The following is a 25,739-nucleotide window of genomic DNA, read 5'->3' as shown; positions in this document are numbered from 1 at the left end:
CGGCGGCCGCGGCGCCGTGGACGAGCATGAACGGCTGAAGCAGCTGCTGCTCGGCGAGGAACTCGCCGAGCTGCAGGCGCAGCAGCGCCGCGTCGCCGCGCTGGAAACCGGTGCCGCCGCGCTGCCGGCGCAACTGCCCGAACTGCTGCAGCAGGGCCAGCGCGGCGAGGGCCGCGCGCGGCTGGCGCAGGCGCTGGCCGTGCCGGTGGCCGACGCCCTGGGCACCGCGGTGCAGCAGCAGCGCCAGAGCATCGTCGATGCGCTGTTTCCGGTCATAGGCCCGGCCATACGCAAGGCCATCGCCGAATCCCTGCGCGATTTCACCGATACCTTCAACCGCGCGCTGGAGTCCAGTTTCACCCTGCACGGCCTGCGCTGGCGCCTGGAATCCTGGCGTACCGGCCTGCCGTATGCCGAAGTGGTGCTGCGGCATACGCTGCGCTTCCGCCTGGATCATCTGTTCCTGATCGAGCGCGACAGCGGCCTGGTGCTGATGCGCGAATCCGCCGCCGACCTGGCCGAGCTGGATGCCGACGCCATCGCCGGCATGCTTACCGCCATCGGCGATTTCGTGCGCGATTCGGTTTCCGCCGACGGCGACAGCACGCTGGATTCGGCCAGCGTCGGCGAACACCTGGTCTGGGTGCTGCAGGGGCCGCGCGCCAACCTGGCTGCCTTCCTGCGCGGCGTGCCGCCGCCGGTGCTGCGCAACGAGCTGCGCCGGCGCCTGGAGCTGATCCACGCCGAACTGGAAGACCCGCAGCTGGCCTTGCAGGCCGATGCGCCGCAAGTCGCCGCCGCGGTGCAGCGCAATCTGCGCCTGGACCATATCGAGGCCAGCCTGCGCGCCGAAGCCGTGCAGCAGCGCGCCAGTCCGCGGCGCTGGCCGCTGCTGCTGGTGCTGCTCGCCGCGTGGGCGGCGCTGGCCTGGTGGGGCTGGGGCGAATGGCAGTGGCGCGCGCGCATGGGCGAGGCGGAACGGCTGCTGCAGGCCTGGCCCGGGCTGCATGTGGACGGTATCGCGCATGAGCGCGGCAAGCGCCTGCGCGTACGCGGCCTGATCGACGCCGATGCCCAGCCGCCGCGGGCGGCGCTGGAAGCGCTGCTGCCGGACGGCGTTGCGCTGGAGCTGGATCTGCGCGGCTATGTCTCCGGCGACGATGCTGTGGTGCTGCAGCGCGCCCGGCGCCAGCTGCAGCCGCCGCCGACGGTGCGGCTCAAGGTCCAGTCCGGGCAGTTGCAGTTGCATGGCGATGCGCCGGCGGACTGGGTCGGACAGGCCGTGCGCCAGGCCGGCTGGATCGCCGGCGTGCAGCGCGTGGATGCTGCCGGCCTGCGCGCGCAGGACGACGCCCAGGCGCCGCTGCGCGCCGAATGGGATCAGCTGCTGGCCGCGCTGCCGCAGCAGCGCGTGCATTTCGTGCGCGACCTGGAACTGCGCGATGCGGAGGAACTGCGCGCCCTGCTTGCGACCGCGGCGCGCCTGCGCGAACTCGGCACCGCGCTGCACCGGCCGCTGCATCTGCTGTGCCGCGGTCACAACGACGAACCCGGCAGCAACGCCACCAACCTGGATCTGCGCGCCCGCCGCGCGCGCTGGCTGTGCGAGGAACTGGCCAGGGCCGGCTTCGCTGCCGATACGCTGCGCGCCGCCCCCGGCGCGCCCGACCCCAACCTGCCTACAATCGACGCACGCGCCGCCACCCTGCGGCCGGATACCGCCGCGGCGGAGGAAGAATGACCGAGATCGCACGCAAGGTCTGCATGCTGGGCGACTTCGGCGTCGGCAAGACCAGCCTGGTCGCGCGCTATGTGCGCAACACCTTTTCCGACAAATACCTGACCACGGTCGGGGTCAAGGTGGACAGCCGCCAGCTGCAGCTGGCCGACGGCGCCGGCCTGAAGCTGGTGATCTGGGATATCGCCGGCAAGTCGGTGATCGACGGCGCCAACCAGAGCTACCTGCGCGGCGCCAGCGGGCTGATCCTGGTCGCCGACGGCACGCGCGAAGCCAGCCTGCGCGCCGCACTGGGCCTGCTGATGCAGGCGCGCGAACTGCTGCCGGATCCCGCCTGCGTGCTGCTGGTCAACAAGCTGGACCTGATCGAGCGCTGGGAAGTCGCGCCGGCCACGCTGGCGGAGATCCGCCGCAGCCTGCCGGTGTTCGAGACCAGCGCGTTGAGCGGCGACGGCGTGGAAGCCGCGTTCGCCGCACTGGGGGAGGCGCTGCGCCCATGAACCGTTTCCCCGCGGCGGTGGACAGCTATCTCGACCAGACCCTGCGCGCCCGCGCGCGGCCGCTGCTGCTGAGCTTCGACGCGGACTGGAACCTGGTCGAGGTGCGCGGCGACACTGCCGCCAACGGCCTGGCCGGCGAAGACGCGCGCGGCCTGGTGCAGCAGCTGCAGGATCTGTTCCTGGGCCTGCCGCTGGATCAGAGCCAGGACCTGCCCTTCGTCGAGCTGTCCGACGGCCGCCACGCCCATGTGCACCTGATTCCGGATGGTGAAAATTTCCATCTTTTGCTGCTGGACGCGCGCGACGAGCACCGCCAGACCCAGGTGCAGCAGCAGATGGGCAACGAGGCGGTGCTGGCCGGCATCGAGAAATCCCGCACCCTGGCGCGGCTGCGCCAGATCAAGAGCGAGCTGGAACAGCAGCGTGCGCGGCTGGAAGAAGCCAATGCGCTGAAGAACGCGCTGTTCGCCACGCTGAGCCATGAATTCCGCACGCCGCTGACCTCGATCTTCGGCTACCTGCACCTGCTCGAACGCGGCCTGGAGCCCAACGCCGGCCAGGCGCAGGCCCTGCGCGCGCTGCGGCGCAATGCCAGTCATCTGTTCGCGCTGGCGGAGAACCTGCTCGAATACGGCCGCAGCGAGTCCGGCGAATCCCTGCTCGATCCGGCCCAGCTGGACCTGGCGCAGCTGGTGGCCGACCTGGACGCCATGTTCCAGCCGCTGGCGGCGGAAAAGGGGCTGGCCCTGCTGATCGAAGCCGGCGCGGCGCCGCCGGAGCAGGCCTGGTTCGATCCGGTCAAGCTGCGCCAGGTGGCGATCAACCTGCTGTCCAATGCGCTGCGCTACACCCCGCGCGGCTATGTGAAGGCGCGGCTGGAATGGCGCGACCAGGCGCTGCGGCTGGATGTCGCCGACAGCGGCCTGGGCATAGACCAGGCTTCGCGCGCACGCATCTTCCGCCCGTTCAACCGCGGCGCCCAGCACGGCGGCCGCGGCGCCGGCCTGGGGCTTTCCATCGTCAAGCGCCTGGTCGAGCGCATGGATGGCCGGCTGGAACTCGATTCCACGCCAGGCCAGGGCAGCACCTTCCGCGTCAGCCTGCCGCCGCTGCGCGCCGGCGGCCTGCCGGCGCTGCCGGAAGAGGCGAAGCGGCGCGGCCTCAGCGCGCTGATCGTCGACGACGATCCGGACGTGGCCGGCCTGCTGGAAGTGCTGCTGGACGACCTGGGCGTATCCACGCGCCAGGCCGGCACCGCCGCGGCGGCGCTGGCCGCGGTGGCCGAGGCCGAGCCCGACCTGGTCCTGGTCGACGTGGAGCTGCCCGGCCTTTCCGGCAACGCCGCCGTCTACCAGTTGCGTTCACAAGGCTTCAAAGGGGGCATTGTGACTTTGTCTGCAAATGCCACCGAAGAGGCGCGCCGCGCCGCGCTCGCCGCCGGTGCGGACTACTACCTGACCAAGCCGCTGGATTTCGCCCAGTTCGCCCGCGTGATCCAGCAGGCCGGGCGGCGCGACTGAGTGCGGTCTGCGCCGCGCCGTCATGCGGGCGATGCAGGCATGGGAGCCCGCGCTGCGGCGCCGGAGCCACTGTGCCGTCCCGCAGCGGGGCCAATGCGCGCCGCAGGCGTTTCCGCCGTACGGAAAGGCGGCGCGGCGCATTGTCGCAGTGCTGCGGCAAGGGCGTGACGCGGCGCAATGCGCGGTCTCCTGCGATGGCTATTTGCAGGGCAGGGCACTAGCATTCCGGATCTTTCCGCCGGAGCCTGTCATGCCTATCTGTGCCGCCGCCCTGGATGAATTGCAGCGCCTGCTGAAGGAGGCCGAAGCCAGCGGCGACCGCGAGCCCACGGCCATGAACCTCAGCACGGTCGGCGCCGATGGCCGGCCGCATTCGCGCATCGTGCTGCTCAAGGGCGTGGACGCCGACGGCCTGCGCTTCTTCACCAATTACACCAGCGCCAAGGGCCAGGAACTCGCGGCCAACGCCCAGGTTGCGCTGTGCCTGCACTGGAAGCTGCTGCGCGAAGGCGTGCAGGTGCGCGTGGAGGGCCGCGTGCAGCAGCTCGACGCGGCGGCTTCCGACGCCTACTTTGCCAGCCGTCCGCGCGGCAGCCAGATCGGCGCCTGGGCTTCGCTGCAATCGCAGACCTTGCCGCAGAGCGCCGACTTCGACGCGCGCATCGCCCACTACGAAGCCGAGTTCGCCGGCCGCGACGTACCGCGACCGCCGCACTGGGGCGGCTACCGCGTCGAACCGGACCTGATCGAATTCTGGTACGGCGCGCAGTACCGTCTGCACGAACGCCAGCGCTACGAACTGGTCGACGGCCAGTGGCGCCAGCGCATGCTGTATCCCTGAGCGCGGCCATGTTTCCCAGCCGCATCGTCTGCCTGACCGAGGAACCGACCGAAGTGCTCTATGCCATCGGCGAAGAGCAGCGCATCGTCGGCATCTCCGGCTTCACCGTGCGGCCGGCGCGCGCGCGCAAGGAAAAGCCCAAGGTATCGGCCTTCACCAGCGCCAAGATCGGCGAGATCCTCAAGCTGGAGCCGGATCTGGTCATCGGCTTCTCCGACATCCAGGCGGATATTGCGCGCGACCTGATCAAGGCCGGCGTCGAGGTGTGGATCAGCAATCACCGCTCGGTCGAGGGCATCCTGGGCTATATCCGCCGCCTTGCCGGCATGGTGGGCCGCGCCGAGGCCGGCGACGAACTGGCCCGGCGCGCCGAGGCGCATATCGCCGCGGTGCGCGAGGCCGCCGCACAGCTGCCGCGCCGGCCCCGGGTGTATTTCGAGGAATGGGACGAGCCGCTGATCACCGGCATACGCTGGGTCGGCGAACTGGTGCGCATCGCCGGCGGCGACGACGTGTTTCCCGAACTCACCCGGGAATCGCTGGCGCGCAACCGCATCCTGGCCGATCCGGCCGAAGTGGTGCGGCGCGCGCCGGATCTGATCCTGGGATCCTGGTGCGGCAAGCGCTTCCGTCCCCAGCACGTCGCCGCGCGGCCGGGCTGGGACGCGATTCCCGCCGTGCGTGACGGCGAACTGCACGAGATCAAGTCGCCCCTGATTCTGCAGCCCGGCCCGGCGGCGCTGTTCGACGGCCTGGACGCCATCCATGCACTGGTGCGGCAATGGGCGCAGCGCCATGCCGGCTGATGTCAGGCTTGCGCGCCGGCCTGCGTAATCCTGCACAGTGATTACGGAGCCCGCCATGCGTATTCCTGTCCTGCGCTGCCTTGTATTTTCCGCCGTACTGCTGCCGCTGGCTGCGCAGGCCGAAACCCAGACCTTCAGCGCGCAGATCGGCGGTGCCGAATTCGTCAGCGACGACGACAGCATCAGCCTGGTGCCGGCGGGCAATGCCAGCGGCAGTTTCAGCCTCAGTGCGAGCAGCAAAGGCGCCAGTGCCTGGCCGCCGCCGAAGACACCGGTCGACCGGCTCAGCATCATCTGCGGCGGCCTCGCTGCCGGGCAGCGGCTGAAGCTCGACAGCGGGAACTTCAGCCGCGCCGAGTGCGATGTGCGCTTTTCCAAAGGTGTAAAAACCATGGGCGGCGATCCCGACGCCGAGTACAAGCTGGACAAGCAGCACGCCGGCAATCAGTTCGAGATCGAACGCGCCGAAGGCAAGCGCTACGCCGGCCGCTTCAGTTTCCGCCTGCTCGACGCGGCCGGCCAGGCGCACGACGTCAGCGGCAGCTTCCAGGCCGAGGACCGCCAGCTCTGAAGCGGCCCCGGACGCACTAAAACAAGTGTTTGAAATCTGCGTTTGAGCGCGCTAGAGTCGGCGCGCCGGCGCGTCTCGCCGCCCGGCATACCATCCAATCAACGTTCGTCATGCTGGGAACCTCGCTGCGAGGTCGTCGCCGGTAGTACGAAGTAGCCGCAAGGCTCGCCGAAGACGGGAATCCGCGCGGCAGGAGCAGGAACACAGGACGGGGCCGGCGCGATCGCCGCAAGCCAGGCTTCCCTTGGGAGAGGGAAGTATGATGCGCACTGTCTTCGGACGCCTGCTCGGCGTCCTGCTCTGTCTTTTTGTCGCGGCACCGGTCTGGGCCCAGTCCGGCTATACCCAGACCCGCCACCCCATCGTGCTGGTGCACGGCCTGCTCGGCTTCGACAGCCTGCTCGGCGTATACGACTACTGGTACGGCATTCCTGCACAATTGCGCGCCGGCGGCGCCAAGGTCTATGTGGCCAGCGTCTCGGCGGCCAACTCCAGCACCGTCCGCGGCGAGCAGCTGGTGCGCGACCTGGATCACCTGCGCGCGCTGTACGGACACACGAAGTTCAACCTGATCGGCCACAGCCACGGCGGCCCGACCATACGCTACGTCGCCTCGGTGCGGCCGGACCTGGTCGCTTCGATAACCTCGGTCGGTTCGCCGCACAAGGGCAGCAAGGTGGCCGATGCGCTGGATGCGACGCTGCCGCCGGGTTCGCCGCTGCGCCCGCTGGTGGCCGGTTTCGTCGATGCGCTGGGCGGCTTCCTCGGTTTCCTTTCCGGCAACAGCGATCCGCAGTACGCCCTGGGCGCGCTGGCGTCGCTCAACACGGCCGGCTCCAACACCTTCAATGCGCGCCACCCGCAGGGTATTCCCGCGACCAGCTGCGGCCAGGGCGCGGCCGTGGTCAACGGCGTGCGCTACTACTCCATCGGCGGCACTTCGGTGCTGACCAATGTGTTCGACGCCTCCGACGCGCTGCTCGGCGCCGGCGGCCTGTTCTTCGGCTTCGAGGAAAACGACGGCCTGGTCGGCCGCTGCTCCAGCCATCTCGGCGTGGTGCTGCGCGATGATTACGCCTGGAACCATCTGGACGAAGTGAACCAGGTACTGGCCCTGCGCGGCCTGTTCGCTTCCGACCCGGTCAGCGTGCTGCGCGCGCAGGCCAACCGGCTGAAGTCCGCCGGCCTGTGATCAGGCCGCGTTCGTGACGAAGCGTGCGGCGATGGCAGCGGCAGTCCTGCTCGGACTGCTGCTGCTCGTCTTTTTCTGGCGCCGGCCGCCGGCCTCGGCGCCCGCGACGGCTGCGGCCGGCGTTGCCCAGCGCAGCGAAAGCGCGGCGTCTGCGCCGAAGGCCGCGGCGTCGAATGCGGCCGCGCGCCTGCCGCAGGCCGCGCCCGCGGTGCGCGAGGATTCGCTGCGCGGCACCGAAGTCGACGGCCGGATACGGGTGGACGCTGCCGGCAACCTCGCCGCCGACCGCGAACTGCGCCGCCTGTTCGACTACTTTCTGGCCCGCCTGGGCGAGCGCAACCCCGAACAGATCCGCGCCGACCTGCTGGCCTGGCTGCAGCAGCAGACGGCGCTGAGCGCGAGCGTGCGTGCCGCGGTGCTGCACCTGTTCGACCGCTATGTGGAATTGCAGCGCGCCAGTGCCGCGCTGGGCCGCAGCGGCGATCTGGCGGCCGATCTGGAACGCCTGCGCGAACTGCGCCGGCGCGAACTCGGCGAGGAACTCGCCCGTGCCTGGTTCGGCGAGGAAGAAGACTATGCCGCGCTGACCGCACAGCGCCTGGCCCTGGCGCGCGACACGGGACTGGACGCCGCCACGCGCAGCGCGCGTCTGGCCGAACTCGACGCCCAGCTCGATCCGCAGCAGCGCGAAGTCCGCGCGCAAAGCACCGACTTCCAGCTCGCCCTGGCCCAGACCGCGCAGTTGGACGCGCAGCAGCTGTCCCCGGCCCAGCGCGCACAGCAGCGCAGCGAACTCTGGGGCGAGGCCGCCGCCCAACGCCTGGGCGAACTCGATCAGCAGGAACTGGACTGGAATCTGCGCCTGCGCGCCTATGCCCAGGCCCGCGAACGGCTGCTCGCCGACAGCGCACTGGCGCCTTCGGTGCGCGAGGTGAAATTGCAGAAACTGCTGCAAAGCTTCAGCGAGACAGAGCGCCGGCGAGTGCTGGCACTGGTGGACGAAGGCTTGTTGCCGCGCTAAGTCGGCACAGGCGAATGCACGCGCCAATGAATGCGCGCGCACAGCACTGCCTCGATCATCGCTTCCGGCCTGGCGCCCCGTGCTCGTCCCTCTCGATCATCGCTTCCGCCTGGCCGAGACCAAAGCCTCGGTCGACCTGGGCAATGCAACAGTCTCCCGATGCGCTCACACAAAACCCGGATCGATCCCTCTCCCCCGAGCTTGCTTGGGGAGAGGGCCGGGTGCGGGGCGACGACCAATGCGCCTCGCCGTTGGATTTTCGCCGCAATCTTCAATTCGCGAAGAATGATGCGGAAACCGGGCTCCATTGCGGACTGAAGCGCCGCCCCTCACCCAACCCTCTCCGCCAAGCACGTGAACGCGCTTGGCGGAGAGGGCTTTTCGCGGCGCCCGCGGCCACGTACTGGCCAAGGGCGTGCTGGTGGGCACGTTGACGCGGCCGGCCGAACCGAAACGCCCGTAGTCGTGCACTGATGCGGACGTACCTGCGCGGTCCGCTTTTCAGCCGCCAAGCACTTCCTGTCCCATCTGCGCAATCGTTCCCGCCATCCTTCCCGCCGCCAGCGCCTGCTCATTCGACGCATTGCCCTGCAGCGCGCGCTTCATCACGCCCTGGGCGATCGCGGCCAGGCGGAAGAAGTGGAAGGCGAGGTGGAAGGGCCAGTCGGCGCCGGGATCCAGGCCGGTGGCTTCGCCGAAGCGGGCGAGCAGGGCGGCTTCGGAGGGGATGCCCAGCTCGGCGCGGTCCAGGCCGGCCAGACCGGGCAGCACGGGATTGCGCGGCAGGCGCAGGGCCATGCAGAAATAGCCGAGGTCGGCCAGCGGATGTCCCAGTGTGGACAATTCCCAGTCGACCACGGCCAGCAGTTCGCCCTGTCCGGACCACATCAGATTGTCCAGGCGGAAATCGCCGTGTACCAAGGCGCTGCGGCCGTCGTCCGGCGGTGCGGCGGCGGGCAGGTGCCGGATCAGCGCGTCCATGGCGGCGATGGGCGCGGTCTCGCTGGCGCGGTATTGCTCGCTCCAGCGCGCGATCTGGCGCGCGAAGTAGTTGCCGGGCCTGCCGTAGTCGGCCAGGCCGGCGGCCGCCGTGTCCAGCCGGGCCAGAGCGATCAGGGTATCGACCGCGCCCAGGTAGATCCTGCCGCGCTGTTGCGCATCGAGTTCGGGCAGGGCCGGGTCCCAGTACACCCGGCCGGGCACATGGTCCATGAGATAGAAGGCACTGCCGATCACGGCACTGTCTTCGCACAGCAGCAGCGGCGCTGCCACCGGCACGGCGCTGTGCTGCAAGGCCTGCAGCACGCGGTATTCGCGTTCCACCGCATGTGCCGAGGCGAGCAGCTGGCCCGGCGGTTTGCGCCGCAGCACGCAGCGGCCGGAGGCGGCGTCGAGCTGGTAGGTCGGGTTGGATTGCCCGCCCTTGTACTTGGTCGCCTGCAGTGGGCCGCGGAAGCCGGGCAGATGCTCGGCGAGGTAGCGTTCCAGTGCGGCGAGGTCCAGCGTCTGGCCGTTGCTTGTGCTCATGGCGGGGTGCTCGCGGGCATGCAGCGGTTCAGTACCAGCTGCGCAGGGAACGGTGCGGTTCTTCTTCCAGGTGCGGCAGGTGGCTCCAGCGCGCCAGGTTCCAGGCGCCGCCGTCGTGCACGAATTCGACGATGCCGGAATTGGCCAGGCTGAGGTTGTGGCGGATGGTGGTGGCCTCGTCCAGGTCCAGCAGGGCCTGGGCGCAGCGCGCGATCACGCCGCCGGAGCTGACCACCAGCGCCGTGCCGCTGCCGGCGCGGGCCTGGGCGCGTTCGTGCGCGCGGCGTACGCGGGCGCGGAAGGCGGCCAGGGTCTCGGGCATGGCGTGGTCCAGCACGCCCTGGTCCCAGGCGGCGAAGGCGCGGCCGAGCAGGGCCTGCACCCGGTCCGGTTCGTGGCCGGTCTGCAGGCTGGGCAGGTCCGGATCCTGCGGCGCCCAGGCCACATAGCCGCGCAGCAGGCTTTCGTGATCGAACTCGTTCCAGTCCGCATCGATCTCGGCTGTGGGCAGCGGTTTCTGCAGCGCGTGGGCAGCGGCCTGCAATGCCTGCAAGGTCTGCGCATGGCGCTTCTGCGCGCCGCTGACCACGTGGCTGAACTGCTCCGGCTGCGCGGCCAGCCAGTTGGCCAGCAGCTCGGCCTGGCGCAGGCCGCGCTCGGAAAGCCGGTCGTAGTCGTCGGTGCCGAAGCTGGCCTGGGCGTGGCGGATCAGCAGCAGGCGGGTCGAAGCCGCGGCATTCATGCGTAGGGCAGGTCCGTGCAGTTGTTGTTCGCTGTGGCCGTCAATTCGGCGCGGCCATCGGCTGGCAGGCGTCCATCGGCGTGCGCCGGTCGATACGTCCGTCAGTCGGTAATGTAGTTCTTGCTGAATTTCAGCGCGTAGCTGCGCGCGCTGCCGGCCGGCGTGATGGTCAGGTCGAAGTTCAGCGTGTCGCTGCCGCGCACCGGAAATTCGCCGAGGTAGTAGATCGCGTCGGCTTCGCGGATCTCGCGCAGGACCAGCTCGCTGCGCTGGCCGGCGAGGTTGGCCGCGGTGCCGCGGATGCTGGCCGCGACCGCGACCGGCGTCTGCGTGCCGTCGAGCTTCTGCACGGCAATATTCACCAGGCCCTGCTTGCTGGAACGGCTGAACTTGTACTGCGCCGCGACTTCGGCCGGCAGCATGTCGCTGGACAGCGCGTTGTAATGCACCTGGTAATCGTCGAAGCGCTGGACCTGTTCGGCGCGGCCGCGCGCCGGAAGCAGCATCAGCAGTGTGGCGCCGGCGAGCAGGCCGATCTTGTAGGCGAGTTTCATGGGCGGCTTCCGCAGCAGAATCGGACTGATCTTATCCCGGACCTGCGCTACAGCGGCAGCATGAAGCGGTACAGCGGCCCCAGCAGGTGCTGCAGCGCGAGCAGGATCAGGCGCAGCGCCACCGTCGCGTACAGCGGCGAAAGGTCGAAGGGCAGGCCGCGCGGCGGCAGGCGGCGGAACGGCTGCAGCAGCGGATCGGCCAGGCCGTACAGGGCTTCTACCGCGGGATTGCGCCGGTCCGGCGAGAAAAAGCTGGCCACGGCCGCGAACAGGACCACCCAGAACGCCAGGCCGACCAGGAAATGGACCACGCCGACCGAACTGATGAGCAATATCCAGTCCGCGCGCAGCGGATAGCCGAGGATCAGCAACAGCAGCACGACTTCCAGCAGCAGGATCAGCCATATCGCCAGCAAGGTCGCCAGGCTGAACTGGCGCAGCGCCCGCACCACCTGGCTGAGCGGGCCGATCACCGGGTTGGTGGCCTTGTATACGAATTGGCAGACCGGATTGTTGAAGCGCACCCGGGTCAGCGGCAGCAGCAGGCGCAGGGCGAACACCAGCAGCACCAGGCCGAAGGCGACCTGGATCAGCAGCAGGGCCGCGTCGCGGAAGAATCCCATGGTTCAGTCTCCGGATTTCGCTGCCAGTTCGCGTCCGCGCTGCGTCGCCGCGGCGACCGCGTCGGCGACGACGTCGCGCAGGCCGCGCGCGGCGAAACGGTCCAGCGCGGCCTGGGTGGTGCCGTTGGGCGAGGTCACGCGCTGGCGCAGCTGGGCCGGCGCCTCGCCGTCCTCGCGCAGCATGCGGCCGGCGCCGAGCGCGGTCTGGCAGGCCAGCAGGCGCGCCGCGTCGCGCGGCAGGCCTTCGGCCACAGCGGCGTCTTCCAGGGCTTCCACCAGCAGGAAGAAATAGGCCGGGCCGGAGCCGGAGATCGCGGTGACGATGTCCATTTGCTCCTCGGCCTCGATCCACACAGTGAGGCCCGCCGCGCCGAGGATCTGTTCCGCCCGGGCGCGCTGGGCCGCATCGACGCGGCCGTTCGCGCACAGGCCGCTGGCACCGGCGCCGATCAGCGCCGGCGTGTTCGGCATGCTGCGCACCACGGCCACGCCGCCGCCGCACCAGGCATCGAGCTGGTCCATGCGGATGCCGGCGGCGATGGAAATGAGCAGCGGCCGGTCCGCCTGCAGCACCTCGCGCAGCGATTCGCAGACAGGACGCATCACCTGCGGCTTGACCGCGAGCAGCACCGCCTCGGCGCCGGCGGCGGCGTCGCGGCCGTGCTCGAACACGGCGACGCCGAAGTCCCGTGCCAGGGCCTGGCGCAGGTCGGCATTGGGCTCGGCCACGCGGATGGCCGCTGCGTCATGCCCCTGGCGTACCAGGCCGCCGATCAGGCTGCGCGCCATGTTGCCGCCGCCGACGAAGGCGATGCGCGCGGAGGAAGAAGAGGTCGGATCGTGCATGGGTTCCACAGCCGTGCGGGGAGGGCCGGAGCATAGCCGCTGTCGCGGCCTGCGCGCAGCGGATAAGCCGCCGCGGCGCGGCAGGACGGGGCGGGTTGCGGTGTGGCTGGAGGGTGCGGTTTCGTGCGGGTCGCGCACCGCTGGCGCTGCAGGGCGGTCTCGGCGACGGCGCCGGCAACTGGGCGCAAGCGGCCTGCCTTCGGCCGCGCGTACCGCAGGCCGCTTCGCCCTTGGCCGCCGCCGCGTCAGCGCGCGCCGAACAGCGCCGAGCCTATGCGCACCAGGTTGGCGCCTTCGGCCACGGCCAGTTCAAAATCCTCGCTCATGCCCAGGGACAAGGTATCCACGCCGGGGTAGCCAGCCTGCAACTCGCGGTACAGCGCATGCATGCGGGCGAAGGCCGCGCGGCGCAGGGCCAGGTCCGCGTGCGGCGCCGGTATCGCCATCAGTCCGCGCAGGCGCAGCTGCGGTTCGGCGGCGACGGCCGCGGCCAGGGCCGGCAGCTGCGCCGGCGCGCAGCCGGACTTGGACGCCTCGTCGTCGATATTCACCTGGATCAGCACATTCAGCGGCCCGCGTTCGGCCGGGCGCCAGCGTGCCAGCGGCGCGATCAGCTTGGGCCGGTCCAGGCTTTGCAGCCAGTCGAAATGTTCCGCCACTTCGCGGCATTTGTTCGACTGCAGCGGGCCGATCAGATGCCATTCCAGGTCCAGGCCGGCCAGCTCGCGCTGCTTGGCCAGGGCCTCCTGCACATAGTTCTCGCCGAAGCGGCGCTGGCCCAGCGCGGCCAGTGCGCGCACCGCCGCGGCGGGCTTGGTCTTGCTCACGGCGAGCAGTTCGGCGGGGTGTCCATGCTGCGCCGCAACATGCCGCAGCCGGGCCTGGATCTCAGTAAAGGCAGTTTCGGAAGAACTCATCTCAAGCACGTGCGCCGGCGGAAAATTGGCGAGCTATACTCGACCGGAACCACGCCGGCCAGCGGCGCTTCGATTGCCTTTGGGGGAATACGCATGGATATTGCCGAGCTGCTTGCGTTCTCGGTCAAGAATAAGGCTTCCGACCTGCACTTGTCCGCCGGTCTGCCGCCCATGATCCGCGTCGACGGCGACGTGCGCCGCATCAATATCCCGGCGCTGGACCACAAGCAGATCCACTCGCTGATCTACGACATCATGTCGGACAAGCAGCGCCGCGACTACGAAGAATTCCTCGAAGTCGACTTCTCCTTCGAGATCCCCGGCCTGGCGCGCTTCCGCGTCAACGCCTTCAACCAGAACCGCGGCGCCGGTGCGGTGTTCCGTACCATTCCCTCGGAAGTGCTGAGCCTGGAAGACCTGGGCTGCCCCAAGGTGTTCAAGGACCTGATCGCCCAGCCGCAGGGCCTGATCCTGGTCACCGGGCCCACCGGTTCGGGCAAGTCGACCACGCTCGCGGCGATGGTCGACCACGTCAACAAGAACGAATATGCGCACATTCTTTCGGTCGAGGATCCGATCGAATTCGTGCACACCTCGCAGAAGTGCCTGATCAACCAGCGCGAGGTGCACCGCGACACCCACGGCTTCAACGAGGCGCTGCGCTCGGCCCTGCGCGAAGACCCGGACTACATCCTGGTCGGCGAGTTGCGCGATCTGGAAACCATACGCCTGGCCCTGACCGCCGCGGAAACCGGCCATCTGGTGTTCGCCACGCTGCATACGTCCTCGGCCGCCAAGACCGTGGACCGCATCATCGACGTGTTCCCGGCCGGCGAAAAGCCGATGGTGCGCTCGATGCTGTCCGAATCGCTGCGCGCGGTGATCTCGCAGTCGCTGCTGAAGAAGGTCGGAGGCGGCCGCATCGCGGCGCACGAGATCATGGTCGGCATCCCCGCCATCCGCAACCTGATCCGCGAGGACAAGGTGGCGCAGATGTACTCGTCCATCCAGACCGGCGCGCAGTACGGCATGCAGACCCTGGACCAGTGCCTGCTCGATCTTGTGAAGCGTGGACTGGTTACGCGACAGCAGGCCATCGGCTATGCGAAGAGTAAGGAAATCTTCAAGTAGCGCCGCCGGCGCGGCGGGGCGCAGCGTCCCGTCCGGCGCGCGCCGCGCGCTTGAGGTTTCCCGTACCCCGGTTCACGCGGACGCAACGGCAGACAGCGAGGCAGGCCCCGGCGCCGCATCGCGGCCGGCCCCGGTCCGCTCTTGGAGCAGGCAATGAGCAGCGTAGATTTCACCTCGTTTCTGAAGCTGATGGTGCACAAGAAAGCGTCCGACCTGTTCATCACGGCCGGCGTGGCGCCTTCGATGAAAGTGCACGGCCGCATCAGCCCGATCACGCAGAACCCGCTCACGCCGCAGCAGTCGCGCGACATGGTGCTGAACGTGATGACGCCCTCGCAGCGCGAGGAATTTGAAAAGACCCACGAATGCCAGTTCGCCATCAGCGTGACCGGCGTGGGCCGCTTCCGCGTGTCCTGCTTCTACCAGCGCAACTGCGTCGGCATGGTGCTGCGCCGCATCGAGACCAAGATCCCGACCATCGATGAATTGTCCCTGCCGCCGGTGATCAAGACACTGGCCATGACCAAGCGCGGCATCATCATCTTCGTCGGCGCCACCGGTACCGGTAAGTCGACCTCGCTCGCGGCCATGGTCGGCTACCGCAACCAGAACTCCACCGGCCACATCATCACGATCGAAGACCCGATCGAATACGTGCACAAGCACGAGGGCTGCATCATCACCCAGCGCGAGCTGGGCATCGACACCGATTCCTGGGAAAACGCGCTGAAGAACACCCTGCGTCAGGCGCCGGACGTCATCCTGATCGGCGAAGTGCGCACGCGCGAGACCATGGAACACGCGATCAACTTCTCCGAAACCGGCCATCTCTGCCTGTGCACGCTGCATGCGAACAACGCCAACCAGGCGCTGGACCGCATCATCCACTTCTTCGGCGAAGACCGCCGCGAACAGCTGTTCATGGACCTTTCGCTGAACCTGAAAGGCATCGTCGCGCAGCAGCTGATTCCCACGCCCGACGGCAAGGCGCGCCGCGTCGCCATGGAAGTGATGCTGGGCACGCCGCTGGTGCAGGACTACATCCGCAAGGGCGAGGTGCACAAGCTCAAGGACGTGATGAAGGAGTCCACCAACCTGGGCATGCGCACCTTCGACCAGAGTCTGTTCGAGCTGTACCAGTCCGGCGAGATCAGCTACGAGGATGCCCTGCGCCATGCCGACTCGGCCAACGAAGTGCGCCTGCGCATCAAGCTGGCCCAGGGCGGCGACGCCCACACGCTGAGCCAGGGCCTGGACGGCGTCGAGCTGATGGAAAGCTGAGGAATCTGCGATGAGCACCCAGATCCGCCTGTTCGACAAGCACGACGGCCGCGAAGTGGCGCGCATAGAGCGCAGCGACCTGGATTTCCTGATCGACGTGTTCGAGGAGGAATCCAGCACCGACCGCGATTACTACCTGGACCGCGATTCGCTGGACTACCTGGCCGAGCGCGGCGCCGAGGCCTCGCTGCTGCACGCGCTGCGTGCGGCCCTGGGCGGGCGCGAGGAAATGGAGTTCCGCTGGGCGCCGGCCTGAGCCGCGCTTCTGCTGCATCGGCCTGCCGCCTGTACGCGGCGGGCCTGCCCTGATCCGCTGCACCGGCACGATCACGCCGGCGTGACCGGCGGATTCCAGGCAGTGTCAGCACGGACGGCGGCCGCTTGCCGCCGTCCGCGTCGTTGCACTCAGCGCGTCTGTATGACTTCGACGAAGACCAGGCCCTGATCGGTGGCGGTCAGGCTGAACTCGGCGTGGTCTATCCATTTCTGGTACAGGTCGAACAGCTTTTTCTGGCTGTCCATGTCGGCGCGCTGTTCCTCCGGCAGGAACAGGGCGAACTTCTCCATCATGCTGCCGAACTGGGCGTACAGGCTGCCGCTGAAATAGGTGCGCAGGAATACGACCTTGTTCGCGGCCGGCGCTTCCAGATAGGCGCCGAGGCCGGCTTCCTCGCCGGCGCCGGCGGAAAGCGCCAGCGCGCTGTTGTTCATGGCGGCGAACATCGGCGGCAGCTGCGCCGGCGCCAGGTCCGCCGGCAGGGCGACGGGCTTGCCGTCCGGCATCAGTTTCAGGTCTTTCAGCGGTGCCAGCGCGAGTTGGCCCATGGCCACGGCGCCGGCCGGATTGGTCAGCGCGACCAGCAGCTTGCCGGCGTAGTCCGGCGCTTCCTTGTCGTTCTTGAATTCCAGCTTGCTCAGGCTCACGCGCAGGCCGGTGAGATCGCTGGCCGGCGGCGGGATGGTGGTGTCCAGGCTCTTCTTCAGATTGGCGAAGGCGTCGTTGAGATCGGCCAGGTCGGGGCAGGCGTAGGGCTGGTCGGTGACCGCCTTGGCCTGCTTGAGCCAGAACGCCTTCTGCTTGAGCACCGGCAGGGACAGGCTGAAATCCAGCAGGCCCTCGGCCTTGGCGCCGGTGCCCGGCGCGGCCGTCCAGGCGGCAGTGAAGTCCTTGGCCAGGGCGGCGTCCATGTCCAGCTGCGCATGCAGGGTCATGCGCTTGGTGTCCAGTTCGGTATAGCCCAGGCTGATGCGCGGGAAGCGGCTGGCGATCTGGCCCAGCTCGGTCTTGCATACCGGATCCACCTTCTGCAGCGCATCGCCGGGCAGGGCCTGGGCCAGCTCGCGCCGCACCGGATCGGCTTCATTGGTGTAGAAATCCATCAGGCGGGCAATGTCCACATAGCCGGAGCCCTGCGGGGTGTAGCCGTGGCGCTTGTTCAGCGCGACCAGCACTTCCGGATCCAGCGTCTTGGCCGGGCGGGTGATGCCCAGCAGCTGCTTGCGCAGCTCGTCGCTGATCGCGGCCGGGGCCACGCTCAGCACCAGCTGCCTGCCGCTGACGGCAAACAGCAGCTGCGCCTTTTCCACCGTCAGCGACCAGTAATCCTGGCCGCCGAGAGTGGCCACGGGCAGCTTGGCGCCGGACTTGGCCTCGACCCGGGCGATGGTGGCGCGCAGCGCGTCGGGGTCGGCCAGCTGCAGGCGCAGCACCGGCAGCAGGCCTATGCCGTAGACCGCGGCATGGGTGCTGCCCTTGAAGCCGAGTTTTTCCGGCGTGTTCGCCGCGAGATTCGCGCTGACTTCCTCCAGCACCGCGCGGGCCGCCTTGATCTGCACGCTGTCCTGCGGCTCGGCCTTGTCCAGCATGCGCCGGTACATATCCAGCGAGATCGGCCAGACCTCGCGCGACATGCTGGTCCACTGATCCAGCACCGGCTGCGCCACCGGCTCCAGGTTGGCCATCACATACGGCGTGTCGGCCGGCACGAAAGCCAGCGGCGAATCGGGATCGGGTTTCTTGGTGCAGGCGGCCAGGGCGAGCAGCAGGGCCAGCGGAACCAGGCGTCGTGCAGTGGCGGACATGAGTTTTCCCCAGGGGTTGGCTGCGTTGAACGTCGCGGCGTTCAGGTGTCGAACAATTCGGCCAGCACGGCCATGCGCACGAAGACGCCGTTGCCGACCTGCTCCAGGATGCAGGACTGCGCGCCGTCGGCCACGGCCGACGCGATCTCCACTTCGCGGTTGATCGGCCCCGGATGCAGCACCAGGCAGTCCGGCCGTGCCAGGCGCAGGCGCCGCGCGTCCAGGCCGTAGCGGGCGTAGTACGCCTGTTCCGACGGCACCTGGGCCTGCTGCATGCGCTCTTTCTGCAGGCGCAGCATGATGACCACGTCCACGCCGGCCAGCGCCTGGTCGAAATCTTCCACGATCTCCACGCCGGGCAGTTCTTCCTGCGCCGGCAGCAGGTTGGCGGGGGCGCAGATGCGCAGTGCGCCCACGCCCAGCGCGCGCAGGGCGTGGATATCCGAGCGCGCCACGCGCGAATGCAGGATGTCGCCGCAGATCAGTACGCGCAGGGCGGAAAAATCCGGCCGGTGGCGGCGGATGGTGAAGGCGTCGAGCAGGCCCTGGGTCGGGTGCGCGTTGTTGCCGTCGCCGGCGTTGATCACGCAGGCGCTGCCGCGCACATGGCGGGCGAGGAATTCGGCGGTGCCGTTCTCCTTGTGCCGCACCACGAAGGCATCGCAGTGCATGGCTTCCAGCGTGTGCAAGGTATCGACCAGGCTTTCGCCCTTGCTGGTGGAGGAACTGGCGATATCGAAGTTGATCACGTCGGCGCCCAGGCGCTTGGCGGCCAGGTCGAACGAGGTGCGGGTACGGGTGGAGTTCTCGAAGAACAGGTTGACCACGGTGCGGCCGTGCAGCAGGTCCAGCTTGCGCCGCTGGGAAAACCATTCCGCGCGCAGCGCCTCGGCGCGGTCGAGCAGGCGCGTGATCATGTCGGCGCCCAGGTTTTCCAGGGTGATCAGGTGACGCAGGCGGCGCGGGGTGGAGGCGGAAACGGTCATGAGGGATCGGCAAGCCAGGTTTCGGTAATGACTTCGGCGGCGACGGCGTCGATGTCGGCCGCATGTTTTTTCTTGGCCAGGCCGGCGGCGCGGCGCTGGGCGAAGCGGCGTGCCGCCTCGATGGAGCTGCGCCGCTCGTCGACCAGGTGCAGCGGCAGGCCGCTGCGCTTGTGCAAGGCGGCGGCGAAGGCGCGCGCGCCGCGGCTGGCCTTCTGTTCCTCGCCGTCCAGGGTCAGCGGCAGGCCGACCAGCAGGGCTTCGGGCTGCCATTCGCGTATCCAGGCGTCTATGCGCTCCCAGGCCGGGCCGCTGCCGCCGTTGCCCACGGTGCCCAGCGGACGCGCGGTGCCGGTCAGGCGGTTGCCCAGGGCTACGCCGATCACGCGGCTGCCGTAGTCGAAACCCATCACGTTCATGCCGCTGTTCCGCGCGCGCGCCGGCGCGCTTCACGCATGGCCGGCGTAATCGGTCAGCTGCGCCATGCTGCTGACGCCAAGCAGGGCGGCGGCGGCTTCCCAGCGCGTGTCCAGCGGCGTGGTGAACAGCAGCTGCTCGCGCACGTCGACGGTGAGCCAGGCATTGTCCATCAGTTCCTGTTCCAGCTGGCCCGGGCTCCAGCCCGCATAGCCCAGCGCGACCACGGCATGTTCCGGCCCTTCGCCGGCCGCCATCGCGATCAGGATGTCGCGCGAGGTGGTGACGGAGATGCGCTCGGAAATGCGGAACGAGGATTCCCAGTTGCCGCTGGGCGCATGCAGCACGAAGCCGCGCTCGGGCTGGACCGGGCCGCCGATCAGCACGGGTGCGTCGTTGACCTCGGCGATGTCCGAGGTCAGGTTCATCTGCGCCAGTACGTCGCCGAGGCGGTATTCCGACAGGCGGTTCACCAGCAGGCCCATGGCGCCGTCTTCATTGTGCTGGCAGACGAAGGTGACTCCGCGGGCGAAATTCGGATCGCGCATGGCCGGCATGGCGATCAGCAGCTGATTGGATAGCGAGGCGAAGGTCATGGGGCGGATTGTACCGGCATTCGCGCCGGGGCGACCCGCGTGCCGCAGCATATGTGCCAAGGACAACGGCGTTAGCTGCGGGTGAAGAACCATGGCCGGGGCGGACTCGTCCGCGCTGCGGCCTGGGGCGCCGAGCGCGGCGGCCGGGCGCCTGCGCGCCTGTCCTTGTCTTGCGCGCGCCGCGTTCCTCAGCGGTTGCGCAGCACGTCGCCCGGCAGGAACTGCCAGGTGCGCGTGATGTACAGCTCGTCGATGTCCTCGGCCGTCTTGGGAATCGGCGGGAAGGGCGCGGCCAGCTGGACAATGCGCTGGACCGCGTCGTCGAGCACCTTGTGGCCGGAGCCCTGGATCACGTCCATGCGCTTGACCGTGCCGTCCTTGTTCAGGGTGACGGTCAGCAGCACGTCGCCGTGCAGCTTCTGCCGGCGCGCCTCGTCCGGATAGTTGAGGTTGCCTATGCGCTCTATGCGCGCGGCCCAGCCGGCCAGGTAGGAGGCGTAGGCGTATTCCTTGGTATTGGCAGAGAGGAATTTCTTCTTCGGCCGCTTGGCGTAGGAATCCTTCTGGCGCTGATATTCCTGCGCCAGCTGGGCCATTTCGGCGTTTTTCTCGATCAGTTCCTGCGCCGTGGGCTTGGGCAGTTCCGGCGATTCGGGCGCCTCGCGCGCGGTGGCGACGGCGAATTCGGCCTGCTTCTGTGTCAGCACCTCGGCCGGCGTGGCCGGCGTGGGGCGCGGCGCGCCGGCTTCCAGCGGCCGCGGCGCCACGCCCGGCGTGGGCTTGGGCAGCGGGCTGGACAGCGGATCGGCCGGGCGGCGCGCCTCGTCGCGGTCGCCGCCGCCGGAGTTGTTGGCCTGGGCCAGGAAATCCGCCTTGTCGGCTTTTTCCTTGTTGGTGGACTGAATCAGGATCACGTCCAGCGAGGGCAGGCGCGAGGCCGGCGCCGCATAGGTGAAGGTGATGCCGAGGATCACCACGGCATGCGCGATCAGCGAAAACAGCAGGGTGACGCCGAAGCGGTCGTTGCTGGAGGCGGTGCGGGTCGTGCTCACGCGAGTCGGGCTTCGATGCAGTCGAACAGGGACCCGGCGATGTTAAGGCCGAACTGGGCATCCAGTTCGCGTATGCAGGTGGGAGATGTGACGTTGATCTCGGTCAGCCAGTCGCCGATCACGTCCAGGCCGACGAAGATCATGCCGCGGCGCTTGAGTTCCGGGCCGACCTGGGCGGCGATCCAGCGGTCGCGCTCGCTCAGCGGACGGCCTTCGCCGCGTCCGCCGGCGGCCAGGTTGCCGCGGAAATCGTCGCCCTGGGGAATGCGCGCCAGGGCATAGGGCACCGGCTCGCCGTCGATCAGCAGGATGCGCTTGTCGCCGGCGCTGATCTCAGGCAGGTATTTCTGCGCCAGAGCGAAGGCGCGGCCGTTCAGGGTCAGGGTTTCGAGGATGGAATTCAGGTTGGGGTCGCCGTGGTGCGAGCGGAAGATGCCGCGCCCGCCCATGCCGTCCAGCGGCTTGAGCACGACCTGGCCGTGCTCGGCGACGAAGCGGCGCAGCTCGGCGCGGTCGCGCGCGACCAGGGTGGGGGCGCAGCACTGCGGGAAATGCTGGGTGAACAGTTTTTCGTTGGCGTCGCGCAGGCCGCGCGGGTCGTTCACCACCAGCACGCCGGCCATCTGGGCCAGCTCCAGCACCATGGTGTCGTAGAGGAACTGGGCATCGAAGGGCGGGTCCTTGCGCGCCAGCACCGCGTCAACTTCGGACAAGTCGGTCCAGGCGGCCGTTTCCAGGCTGAACCAGTCGTAGGGATCGTCGCGCACCGTCAGCCGGGCCAGCTGGGCCCAGGCGCGGCCTTCGCGTATGGCCAGGTCGCCCTGGGTGCAGTAATACAAGGTCCAGCCGCGCCGCTGCGCCTCCAGCAGCATGGCGAAGGTGGAGTCCTTTTTTGTCGTGATCGTGGCGATGGGGTCCATCAACACGGCGAGGGAGCGGGCCATGCGGGGGCGGTCCTGGCAGGGTGGGAAGCGGCGTGCGTGCGCACTGCGGGTCCCATCTATACTAGCATCGCGCTACACTGGCGCAGCCGTAGGGGAAGCGTCGCCCGGGCAAGGTTCCTAAGCGACGGCGGCTACTTAGGCGATTAACTTGACATGTTTGCTGACTAGCGGTTAAACAGCGGTAAAGCCCAGCTACAGCGCCCCGTGCAGCGTTGCGGCAAGGCTGCGGACCAACGTCGCAGTGGCAATGGCAAGACTCGTGCATGGGGATTCCCCCGTGCCACAGACTCAGGTGGCTTGGAGGGTACGTGGAAGACGCGACGAAATCGGGCAGTCTCAGCGGCATGAAGGTAATGGTCATCGACGACTCGAAGACCATTCGCCGCACGGCCGAGACGCTGCTGAAGAAGGAGGGCGCCGACGTCGTCACCGCGACCGACGGCTTCGAGGCATTGGCGAAGATCTCCGATCACCAGCCGCACATCATCTTCGTCGACATCATGATGCCGCGGCTGGACGGCTATCAGACCTGCGCGCTGATCAAGAACAACCAGATGTTCAAGGGCACGCCGGTAATCATGCTCTCGTCCAAGGACGGGCTGTTCGACAAGGCCCGCGGCCGCATCGTCGGCTCGGAACAATATCTGACCAAACCGTTTACCCGCGAAGAGCTTCTCGGTGCGATCCGGCGCCACGTGGATCTGAAGGCGTGACGCGGCTGCAGTAGTTGGGGTAACGCCATGGCGCTCACAGGGGGAAGCGATGGCTCACATTTTGATCATTGACGACTCGCCTACCGACATCCGCGTCTTCACGACGCTGCTGGAGAAGGCGGGTCATCGCGTCAGCAGCGCGGGCAATGCCGAGGACGGCATCGTCGCGGTGAAACGCGAACGGCCGGATCTCGTCATCATGGACGTGATCATGCCGGGCATGAACGGCTTCCAGGCGACGCGTACCTTGAGTCGCGACGAAGCCACGGCGCATATTCCGATCCTCATCGTGACCACCAAGTCGATGGAGACGGACCGCGTCTGGGGCCTGCGCCAGGGAGCGAAGGACTTTGTCACCAAACCGGTAAGCGAGAAGGAACTGCTTGCCCGAATCCAGACCCTGTTGCCGAGTTGAGCGTCCATCACATGTCTGCAACGACCGACACGCTGCAACTGACACCGTTCGAAGTGCTCGCCGACTACGAGCGGCGCAGCCTCGCGCACATTGCAGGCATGCCGGAGGAGGTCGAGGCCTCCGGCCTGTGGCGCGGCATCGGCTTCCGCGTCGGCTCGCGCTATCTGGTCAGCAGCATCGCCGAAGTCAACGAAATCCTGACCTTCCCGCAGCTCACCGTCGTGCCGGGCACGCGGCCGTGGCTGCTGGGCGTGGCCAATGTGCGCGGCAACCTGGTGCCGATCATCGACCTGCGCAACTTCGTCGAGAACGAGCGCAGCCAGCTGGCCGATTCCAGCCGCGTGCTCATCATCCGCCAGCACGGCGGCAGCGTCGGACTGCTGGTCGACGAAGTGCTGGGACAACGCAATTTTTCCGACGAACAGCGGGCCGAGGCCGAGGCGGAATCCGACTCGCGCTACGGCCGCTTCGTACCCGAGCGCTATCAATTGGGGGATGTGCTCTGGGGGCTGTTCAGCATGGCGTCGCTGGTACGCACCCCCGAGTTCCTGCAGGCATCGGCGTGATCCCGCGCGCGTCCAGCCACACAAGACGCGGGGCGAACTCATTGGCTGTTGAGGTGAAGGCATGAGCACAACATCGGGGGCCGTCAAGGAACGTGCGTCGGGCACGAACACTTGGCTGATCATTCTTCTGCTGCTGGCGCTGGCCGTCGCGGCAGTCGACTTCTTCCTGCTCAACAAGAAGAACGGCGAGGATCGCCAGGCGGTTGCGCTGACCACGCAGATCCAGGTGTTGTCGCAGTCCATCGCGAAGTACGCCGCGGAATCCGCCGGCGGCAACATCGAGGCCTTCAAGGAACTGGAAGCCACGCGCAACAGCATCGACAAGTACATCCAGGCGCTGAACCGCGGCTCCGCGGCCGCCGGGCTGACCGGCCGCGAATACCTCGGCATGCCGGGCTACGCCAGCGAGGCCATCGTCGAGAAGCAGCTGGGCGAACTGGGCCGCGCCTGGGCCTCGCTCAACACCAACGCCACCAAGATCCTCGGCAACAAGGAACTGGTGCTCAGCTCCGCCGCCACCGCGACGGATTTCTCCGGCCAGATCCCGATTCTCAATTCGCGCATGGACGAGGTGGTCAACATCCTGACCAACCGCGGCGGTTCCACCCAGCAGGTGCTGATCTCCACCCGCCAGATGCTGCTGGCCGACCGCATGATCCGCCGCGTGCAGGAAATCCTGCTCGGCGGCCAGGGCGCCCAGTCCGCCGCCGACGGCTTCTCGCGCGATGCGCGTCTCTACGGCGCGGTGCTCAACGGCCTGATCAACGGCAGCCCGGATTTCAACATCAAGGCGCTGGACAACCCCAACGGCCGCGAAATCCTCACCGACATCTACGCCAAGTGGACCGGCATGGCCGAGCCGGTGCAGAAGATCCTCGATTCCGCCTCCGGCCTGCAGGAAGTCAAGGAAGCCGCCGACAACATCTTCCCGGATTCGCAGACCGTGCTGCTGCGCGCCAACGACGTCGCCACCAAGGTCGGCGAGCTGGCGACCAAGCGCCTGTTCCCGAACGTGTGGTGGGGCCTTGCCGCCGCCGGCCTGCTGCTGCTGCTGCTCGTCGCCCAGGCGCGCGACCAGCGCCGCCGCTACTCGGTCACGGCCGAACTGAACCAGCGCAACCAGGAAGCCATTCTGCGTCTGCTGGACGAAATGGGCTCGCTGGCAGAAGGCGATCTCACGGTGAAGGCAACGGTGACCGAAGACATCACCGGCGCCATCGCCGACTCGGTCAACTTCGCCGTGGAAGCACTGCGCTCCCTGGTGACGACGATTAACGAAACGGCCGTGCAGGTGTCCGCCGCCGCCCAGGAAACCCAGGCCACGGCAATGCACCTCGCAGAGGCCGCGGAACACCAGGCGCAGCAGATCACCTCGGCCTCGGCGGCAATCAACGAAATCGCCGTCTCCATCGACGAAGTCTCGAAGAACTCGGCCGAATCCGCCGACGTGGCGCAGCGCTCGGTGCAGATCGCGTCCAAGGGCGCGGCCATCGTGCGCCAGACGATTCAGGGCATGGACTCGATCCGCGACCAGATCCAGGAGACGTCCAAGCGAATCAAGCGGCTGGGCGAGTCCTCGCAGGAAATCGGTTCGATCGTGGAACTGATTAACGACATCGCGGAACAGACCAACATTCTCGCCTTGAACGCCGCCATCCAGGCGGCCTCCGCCGGTGAAGCGGGCCGCGGCTTCGCGGTCGTGGCCGACGAAGTGCAGCGCCTCGCGGAACGCGCGTCCAACGCGACGAAGCGAATCGAAACGCTGGTGCAGACGATTCAGTCCGACACCAACGAAGCGGTGAGTTCGATGGAACAGACCACCGCGGAAGTGGTGGCCGGTGCCCGCCTGGCCGAGGACGCCGGTCTGGCCCTGGGCGAGATCGAAAAGGTGTCGAACGACCTTGCAGACCTGATTCAGAACATCTCCGAGGCGGCGCGCCAGCAGTCGGCAGCGGCAACCAACATCTCGGCGACCATGAACGTGATTCAGGAAATTACGACGCAGACCTCGCTGGGCGCGAGCCAGACCGCCGAATCGATCGGAAACCTGGCCCAGCTCGCCGCGGACCTGCGCCGTTCGGTTGCGGACTTCAAGCTGCCGACCTGACGGTCGGAAGCTTGCTTGACGGGAGGCATAGCGGCGCGCATGGCCCTCGCGATC

The 25,739-nt window shown here is 68.2% G+C and carries 27 protein-coding genes; 15 read left to right on the top strand and 12 right to left on the bottom strand.

Annotated elements, in window-relative coordinates; genetic code table 11:
* Positions 1-16 precede the first annotated feature (16 nt).
* From NM961_RS10960 to NM961_RS10925, 8 genes are all read left to right on the top strand, one after another.
* Positions 17-1,741, top strand: a complete 1,725-nt coding sequence (locus NM961_RS10960; protein ID WP_255914337.1) for a hypothetical protein — start codon at positions 17-19, stop codon at positions 1,739-1,741.
* Entirely contained in the window at positions 1,738-2,238 is a 501-nt protein-coding gene (locus tag NM961_RS10955) for a Rab family GTPase (protein WP_255914336.1), read from the top strand. The genes NM961_RS10960 and NM961_RS10955 overlap by 4 nt, the downstream gene beginning before the upstream one ends.
* On the top strand, positions 2,235-3,758 hold the full coding sequence (locus NM961_RS10950; RefSeq protein ID WP_255914334.1) for an ATP-binding response regulator: 1,524 nt from the start codon (positions 2,235-2,237) through the stop codon (positions 3,756-3,758). Before NM961_RS10955 ends, NM961_RS10950 begins: the two co-directional genes overlap by 4 nt.
* A gap of 250 nt (positions 3,759-4,008) precedes the next feature.
* Complete coding sequence (pdxH, locus tag NM961_RS10945; protein ID WP_255914332.1) at positions 4,009-4,599, top strand: pyridoxamine 5'-phosphate oxidase; 591 nt, start codon at positions 4,009-4,011, stop codon at positions 4,597-4,599.
* Between the two features lie 8 nt (positions 4,600-4,607).
* Positions 4,608-5,405, top strand: a complete 798-nt coding sequence (locus NM961_RS10940) for a cobalamin-binding protein (protein WP_255914331.1) — start codon at positions 4,608-4,610, stop codon at positions 5,403-5,405.
* A gap of 55 nt (positions 5,406-5,460) precedes the next feature.
* Positions 5,461-5,976 carry a hypothetical protein gene (locus NM961_RS10935; RefSeq protein ID WP_255914330.1) on the top strand — a complete coding sequence of 172 codons (516 nt, stop codon included), beginning with the start codon at positions 5,461-5,463 and terminating at the stop codon, positions 5,974-5,976.
* Between the two features lie 259 nt (positions 5,977-6,235).
* A complete protein-coding gene (locus tag NM961_RS10930) occupies positions 6,236-7,168 on the top strand; it encodes a lipase family alpha/beta hydrolase (protein WP_305119118.1) in 933 nt (310 codons plus the stop codon).
* A gap of 31 nt (positions 7,169-7,199) precedes the next feature.
* Entirely contained in the window at positions 7,200-8,189 is a 990-nt protein-coding gene (locus NM961_RS10925) for a lipase secretion chaperone (RefSeq protein WP_255914329.1), read from the top strand.
* A 501-nt stretch (positions 8,190-8,690) separates the two neighbouring features.
* Here the strand turns inward: NM961_RS10925 and NM961_RS10920 are convergent.
* From NM961_RS10920 to NM961_RS10895, 6 genes are all read right to left on the bottom strand, one after another.
* Positions 8,691-9,716 (bottom strand): phosphotransferase family protein, encoded by a 1,026-nt coding sequence (locus NM961_RS10920; protein WP_255914328.1) that lies wholly within the window; start codon positions 9,714-9,716, stop codon positions 8,691-8,693.
* Between the two features lie 28 nt (positions 9,717-9,744).
* Positions 9,745-10,458 carry a histidine phosphatase family protein gene (locus NM961_RS10915; protein WP_255914326.1) on the bottom strand — a complete coding sequence of 238 codons (714 nt, stop codon included), beginning with the start codon at positions 10,456-10,458 and terminating at the stop codon, positions 9,745-9,747.
* A gap of 101 nt (positions 10,459-10,559) precedes the next feature.
* Positions 10,560-11,012: a DUF4426 domain-containing protein gene (locus tag NM961_RS10910; RefSeq protein WP_255914325.1), complete on the bottom strand. Its 453-nt coding sequence runs from the start codon at positions 11,010-11,012 to the stop codon at positions 10,560-10,562.
* Between the two features lie 47 nt (positions 11,013-11,059).
* Positions 11,060-11,635, bottom strand: coding sequence for a YggT family protein (locus NM961_RS10905; RefSeq protein ID WP_255914324.1), 576 nt, complete (start codon positions 11,633-11,635; stop codon positions 11,060-11,062).
* Between the two features lie 3 nt (positions 11,636-11,638).
* Positions 11,639-12,481 (bottom strand): pyrroline-5-carboxylate reductase, encoded by an 843-nt coding sequence (proC, locus tag NM961_RS10900; RefSeq protein WP_255914322.1) that lies wholly within the window; start codon positions 12,479-12,481, stop codon positions 11,639-11,641.
* A 245-nt stretch (positions 12,482-12,726) separates the two neighbouring features.
* Positions 12,727-13,398, bottom strand: a complete 672-nt coding sequence (locus tag NM961_RS10895; protein ID WP_255914320.1) for a YggS family pyridoxal phosphate-dependent enzyme — start codon at positions 13,396-13,398, stop codon at positions 12,727-12,729.
* A 93-nt stretch (positions 13,399-13,491) separates the two neighbouring features.
* Here NM961_RS10895 and NM961_RS10890 point away from each other — a divergent pair, with 93 nt between their 5' ends.
* The 3 genes from NM961_RS10890 (at position 13,492) to NM961_RS10880 (ending at position 16,066) form a co-directional block, all read left to right on the top strand.
* Positions 13,492-14,529, top strand: coding sequence for a type IV pilus twitching motility protein PilT (locus NM961_RS10890; protein WP_255914318.1), 1,038 nt, complete (start codon positions 13,492-13,494; stop codon positions 14,527-14,529).
* Between the two features lie 153 nt (positions 14,530-14,682).
* Positions 14,683-15,810, top strand: a complete 1,128-nt coding sequence (locus NM961_RS10885; RefSeq protein WP_255914317.1) for a PilT/PilU family type 4a pilus ATPase — start codon at positions 14,683-14,685, stop codon at positions 15,808-15,810.
* A 10-nt stretch (positions 15,811-15,820) separates the two neighbouring features.
* Positions 15,821-16,066, top strand: coding sequence for a hypothetical protein (locus tag NM961_RS10880; protein ID WP_255914314.1), 246 nt, complete (start codon positions 15,821-15,823; stop codon positions 16,064-16,066).
* A gap of 149 nt (positions 16,067-16,215) precedes the next feature.
* Here NM961_RS10880 and NM961_RS10875 read toward each other — a convergent pair whose 3' ends face one another.
* The 6 genes from NM961_RS10875 to gshB form a co-directional block, all read right to left on the bottom strand.
* A complete protein-coding gene (locus NM961_RS10875; RefSeq protein WP_255914313.1) occupies positions 16,216-17,892 on the bottom strand; it encodes a hypothetical protein in 1,677 nt (558 codons plus the stop codon).
* A gap of 41 nt (positions 17,893-17,933) precedes the next feature.
* Positions 17,934-18,878: an aspartate carbamoyltransferase catalytic subunit gene (locus NM961_RS10870; RefSeq protein ID WP_255914311.1), complete on the bottom strand. Its 945-nt coding sequence runs from the start codon at positions 18,876-18,878 to the stop codon at positions 17,934-17,936.
* On the bottom strand, positions 18,875-19,294 hold the full coding sequence (gene ruvX, locus NM961_RS10865; RefSeq protein ID WP_255914307.1) for a Holliday junction resolvase RuvX: 420 nt from the start codon (positions 19,292-19,294) through the stop codon (positions 18,875-18,877). Before ruvX ends, NM961_RS10870 begins: the two co-directional genes overlap by 4 nt.
* A 30-nt stretch (positions 19,295-19,324) precedes the next feature.
* Positions 19,325-19,888 (bottom strand): YqgE/AlgH family protein, encoded by a 564-nt coding sequence (locus tag NM961_RS10860; protein WP_255914305.1) that lies wholly within the window; start codon positions 19,886-19,888, stop codon positions 19,325-19,327.
* 188 nt (positions 19,889-20,076) lie between these two features.
* Positions 20,077-20,940, bottom strand: a complete 864-nt coding sequence (locus tag NM961_RS10855) for an energy transducer TonB (protein ID WP_255914301.1) — start codon at positions 20,938-20,940, stop codon at positions 20,077-20,079.
* Positions 20,937-21,884, bottom strand: coding sequence for a glutathione synthase (gene gshB, locus NM961_RS10850; protein ID WP_255914300.1), 948 nt, complete (start codon positions 21,882-21,884; stop codon positions 20,937-20,939). Before gshB ends, NM961_RS10855 begins: the two co-directional genes overlap by 4 nt.
* Before the next feature lie 344 nt (positions 21,885-22,228).
* Between gshB and pilG the strand changes: the two genes are divergently transcribed.
* The 4 genes from pilG to NM961_RS10830 all read left to right on the top strand — a co-directional run bounded on the left by pilG (position 22,229) and on the right by NM961_RS10830 (position 25,685).
* The gene (gene pilG, locus NM961_RS10845) at positions 22,229-22,597 is read left to right on the top strand and encodes a twitching motility response regulator PilG (protein ID WP_243746142.1); all 369 of its coding nucleotides are present in this window, start codon (positions 22,229-22,231) and stop codon (positions 22,595-22,597) included.
* 49 nt (positions 22,598-22,646) lie between these two features.
* Positions 22,647-23,012 (top strand): response regulator, encoded by a 366-nt coding sequence (locus NM961_RS10840; RefSeq protein ID WP_255914298.1) that lies wholly within the window; start codon positions 22,647-22,649, stop codon positions 23,010-23,012.
* An 11-nt stretch (positions 23,013-23,023) separates the two neighbouring features.
* Complete coding sequence (locus NM961_RS10835; protein WP_255914296.1) at positions 23,024-23,578, top strand: chemotaxis protein CheW; 555 nt, start codon at positions 23,024-23,026, stop codon at positions 23,576-23,578.
* A 61-nt stretch (positions 23,579-23,639) separates the two neighbouring features.
* Positions 23,640-25,685, top strand: a complete 2,046-nt coding sequence (locus tag NM961_RS10830; protein WP_255914295.1) for a methyl-accepting chemotaxis protein — start codon at positions 23,640-23,642, stop codon at positions 25,683-25,685.
* Positions 25,686-25,739: the final 54 nt, after the last annotated feature.

It is taken from the genome of Tahibacter harae, assembly GCF_024437735.1.
Taxonomy (GTDB): Bacteria; Pseudomonadota; Gammaproteobacteria; order Xanthomonadales; family Rhodanobacteraceae; genus Tahibacter; species Tahibacter harae.
This window is presented reverse-complemented; position numbering and strand designations above follow the sequence as displayed.

What these genes read in the sequence shown, in the direction of transcription:
- NM961_RS10955 (WP_255914336.1), top strand. Translation starts at nt 1,738, where the DNA reads ATGACCGAGATCGCACGCAAGGTCTGCATGCTGGGCGACTTCGGCGTC.
- NM961_RS10950 (WP_255914334.1), top strand. Translation starts at nt 2,235, where the DNA reads ATGAACCGTTTCCCCGCGGCGGTGGACAGCTATCTCGACCAGACCCTG.
- pdxH (WP_255914332.1), top strand. Translation starts at nt 4,009, where the DNA reads ATGCCTATCTGTGCCGCCGCCCTGGATGAATTGCAGCGCCTGCTGAAG.
- NM961_RS10940 (WP_255914331.1), top strand. Translation starts at nt 4,608, where the DNA reads ATGTTTCCCAGCCGCATCGTCTGCCTGACCGAGGAACCGACCGAAGTG.
- NM961_RS10935 (WP_255914330.1), top strand. Translation starts at nt 5,461, where the DNA reads ATGCGTATTCCTGTCCTGCGCTGCCTTGTATTTTCCGCCGTACTGCTG.
- NM961_RS10930 (WP_305119118.1), top strand. Translation starts at nt 6,236, where the DNA reads ATGATGCGCACTGTCTTCGGACGCCTGCTCGGCGTCCTGCTCTGTCTT.
- NM961_RS10925 (WP_255914329.1), top strand. Translation starts at nt 7,200, where the DNA reads ATGGCAGCGGCAGTCCTGCTCGGACTGCTGCTGCTCGTCTTTTTCTGG.
- NM961_RS10920 (WP_255914328.1), bottom strand. Translation starts at nt 9,716, where the DNA reads ATGAGCACAAGCAACGGCCAGACGCTGGACCTCGCCGCACTGGAACGC.
- NM961_RS10915 (WP_255914326.1), bottom strand. Translation starts at nt 10,458, where the DNA reads ATGAATGCCGCGGCTTCGACCCGCCTGCTGCTGATCCGCCACGCCCAG.
- NM961_RS10910 (WP_255914325.1), bottom strand. Translation starts at nt 11,012, where the DNA reads ATGAAACTCGCCTACAAGATCGGCCTGCTCGCCGGCGCCACACTGCTG.
- NM961_RS10905 (WP_255914324.1), bottom strand. Translation starts at nt 11,635, where the DNA reads ATGGGATTCTTCCGCGACGCGGCCCTGCTGCTGATCCAGGTCGCCTTC.
- proC (WP_255914322.1), bottom strand. Translation starts at nt 12,481, where the DNA reads ATGCACGATCCGACCTCTTCTTCCTCCGCGCGCATCGCCTTCGTCGGC.
- NM961_RS10895 (WP_255914320.1), bottom strand. Translation starts at nt 13,398, where the DNA reads ATGAGTTCTTCCGAAACTGCCTTTACTGAGATCCAGGCCCGGCTGCGG.
- NM961_RS10890 (WP_255914318.1), top strand. Translation starts at nt 13,492, where the DNA reads ATGGATATTGCCGAGCTGCTTGCGTTCTCGGTCAAGAATAAGGCTTCC.
- NM961_RS10885 (WP_255914317.1), top strand. Translation starts at nt 14,683, where the DNA reads ATGAGCAGCGTAGATTTCACCTCGTTTCTGAAGCTGATGGTGCACAAG.
- NM961_RS10880 (WP_255914314.1), top strand. Translation starts at nt 15,821, where the DNA reads ATGAGCACCCAGATCCGCCTGTTCGACAAGCACGACGGCCGCGAAGTG.
- NM961_RS10875 (WP_255914313.1), bottom strand. Translation starts at nt 17,892, where the DNA reads ATGTCCGCCACTGCACGACGCCTGGTTCCGCTGGCCCTGCTGCTCGCC.
- NM961_RS10870 (WP_255914311.1), bottom strand. Translation starts at nt 18,878, where the DNA reads ATGACCGTTTCCGCCTCCACCCCGCGCCGCCTGCGTCACCTGATCACC.
- ruvX (WP_255914307.1), bottom strand. Translation starts at nt 19,294, where the DNA reads ATGAACGTGATGGGTTTCGACTACGGCAGCCGCGTGATCGGCGTAGCC.
- NM961_RS10860 (WP_255914305.1), bottom strand. Translation starts at nt 19,888, where the DNA reads ATGACCTTCGCCTCGCTATCCAATCAGCTGCTGATCGCCATGCCGGCC.
- gshB (WP_255914300.1), bottom strand. Translation starts at nt 21,884, where the DNA reads ATGGCCCGCTCCCTCGCCGTGTTGATGGACCCCATCGCCACGATCACG.
- pilG (WP_243746142.1), top strand. Translation starts at nt 22,229, where the DNA reads ATGAAGGTAATGGTCATCGACGACTCGAAGACCATTCGCCGCACGGCC.
- NM961_RS10840 (WP_255914298.1), top strand. Translation starts at nt 22,647, where the DNA reads ATGGCTCACATTTTGATCATTGACGACTCGCCTACCGACATCCGCGTC.
- NM961_RS10835 (WP_255914296.1), top strand. Translation starts at nt 23,024, where the DNA reads ATGTCTGCAACGACCGACACGCTGCAACTGACACCGTTCGAAGTGCTC.
- NM961_RS10830 (WP_255914295.1), top strand. Translation starts at nt 23,640, where the DNA reads ATGAGCACAACATCGGGGGCCGTCAAGGAACGTGCGTCGGGCACGAAC.